General features: G+C 64.1%; 1 protein-coding gene. It reads left to right on the forward strand.

All coding sequences use genetic code 11. The annotated features are described in order from the left end of the window. Nucleotides 1-1,704: bifunctional salicylyl-CoA 5-hydroxylase/oxidoreductase (locus Q0L57_RS14510; protein ID WP_296743697.1), on the forward strand; the 1,704-nt coding region annotated here is incomplete at both ends.

A 1,704-nucleotide genomic window follows, 5' to 3' on the forward strand; every position in this document is an offset into this window, starting at 1 on the left:
ACTCTACTTTGCCATCTCGCTGAAGCTGCGCGACGCCGCGCATGAGGTGACGGTCTACGAACGCAACCGCCCGGACGACACCTTCGGCTGGGGCGTGGTGCTGTCGGCCGAAACGCTGGAGAACCTGACCAGGAACGACCCGGTCAGCGCGGTGTGGATCAAGAAGCATTTCGCCTATTGGGACGACATTGCCGTCATCCATGACGGCGTGCGCACGGTGTCCTCCGGCCACGGCTTCTGCGGCATCGGCCGCAAGCGGCTGCTGATCCTTCTGCAGCGCAGGGCGCGCGAACTCGGCATCAAGATGATGTTCGAGACCGACGTCTCCGATCCCAGGCCGTTCATGGAGACGCATGATCTGGTGGTCGCGGCCGACGGGTTGAACTCGAAGTCCCGCGCCACCTTCGCCGATGTCTTCAAGCCCGACATCGACACCCGCAAATGCAAGTTCGTGTGGCTCGGCACGACGCAGAAATTCGACGACGCCTTCACCTTCATCTTCGAGAAGACCGAGCATGGCTGGGTGTGGGCGCATGCCTACCAGTTCGACAGCGAGACCGCGACGTTCATCGTCGAATGCAGCGAGCAGACCTGGAACGCCTTCGGCTTTGGCCAGATGACGCAGCAGGAATCGATCGCGGTCTGCGAGCGCATCTTCGCAAAGCATCTCGGCGGCCATGCGCTGATGACCAACGCCAACCACATAAGGGGTTCGGCCTGGATCAATTTCCCGCGCGTGCTGTGCGAGCGCTGGTCATACAAGAACCTGGCGTTGATGGGCGACGCGGCGGCATCCGCGCATTTCTCGATCGGTTCCGGCACCAAGCTCGCGCTGGAAAGCGCGGTGGCTCTTGCCGACTATGTCGAATCCGAGCCAGACCTCGAGGCCGCCTTCCGCAAATATGAGGATGCGCGGCGCACCGAGGTGCTGAAGCTGCAGTCGGCGGCGCGCAATTCGCTGGAATGGTTCGAGGAAGTCGAGCGCTATCTCGGCCTCGACCCGGTGCAGTTCAACTATTCGCTGCTCACCCGCTCGCAGCGCATCAGCCACGAGAACCTCAGGCTGCGCGACGCCGAATGGCTGGCAGGCGCGGAGGAGTGGTTCCAGCGCAAGGCGGGCGCCGGCGGCAACATGCTGCGCCGGGCTCCGATGTTCGCGCCGTTCAAGCTGCGCGACATGGCGCTCAACAACCGCATCGTTGTCTCTCCGATGGCGCAGTACAAGGCCATCGACGGCTGCCCGACCGACTGGCATTTCGCCCACTATGCCGAGCGCGCCAAGGGCGGCGCCGGGCTCCTCTACATCGAAATGACTTGCGTCAGCCCCGAGGGACGCATCACGCCCGGGTGCCCCGGCTTCTACAAGCCTGAGCATGAGGTCGCCTGGAAGCGGCTGGTGGACTTCGTCCATGCCGAAACCGAAGCCAAGATCTGCGCGCAGATCGGCCATTCCGGCGCCAAGGGTTCGACCCGGGTCGGCTGGGAGGGCACGGACGTGCCGCTCATTTCCGACAACTGGCCGGTGATGGCGCCGTCGGCGGTGCCGTGGTCGCCAAAGAACCAGGTGCCCAAGGCGATGGACCGCGCGGACATGGACATGGTGCGCGACCAGTTCGTCGCCTCGGCCGCAATGGCCGAACGCTGCGGCTTCGACATGCTGGAGATCCATGCCGCGCATGGCTACCTGCTCTCCGCCTTCATCAC

Source organism: Mesorhizobium sp. (genome assembly GCF_024509055.1).
GTDB lineage: Bacteria > Pseudomonadota > Alphaproteobacteria > Rhizobiales > Rhizobiaceae > Mesorhizobium.